General features: G+C 39.7%; 1 pseudogene. It reads left to right on the top strand.

The features are described 5' to 3' along the window. Positions 1–152 precede the first annotated feature (152 nt). A pseudogene (locus ACODS7_RS32735) lies at positions 153–393 on the top strand (FtsK/SpoIIIE domain-containing protein); the annotation flags it as partial.

Raw genomic sequence — 393 nt, 5'->3', positions numbered from 1 at the left:
GGCACGGTCTGGTATGTGCTACGTGATATGCTCGATGTATTTCTACGCTAGTATTTCATCGGGTAGTTGAAGGGAGCTGTCGCAATGCATGGAAACAACTTCTTTCTTATGTACTACATAACCCCAACTACCTCTAGGGAGGTATGGAGTTTATGTTTTCGCTTTTGGTAATTCCAGTTACTTTTTTAACAGTAGCGTATTTTTTTAAGGGAAAAGAGCTAAGTGATAAAAAGAAAATCAAAGCGTTTTTTGAAATCACGAAAGTGTGTGTACAGCATAAAGGAGAAATGCAGTACCCCGTATTTTTGAAACAAACAGAGGATGATATTAGTACAACATTTGTCTATCGGCTGCCATTAGGTGTGCCGAGTCAGCTCATACAGAAGTTAGCGC

The sequence above is a fragment of the Bacillus sp. FG16 genome, from assembly GCF_057809515.1.
Note: the sequence above shows the minus strand (reverse complement) of the source record. Positions and strands in the feature narration are given on the sequence as shown.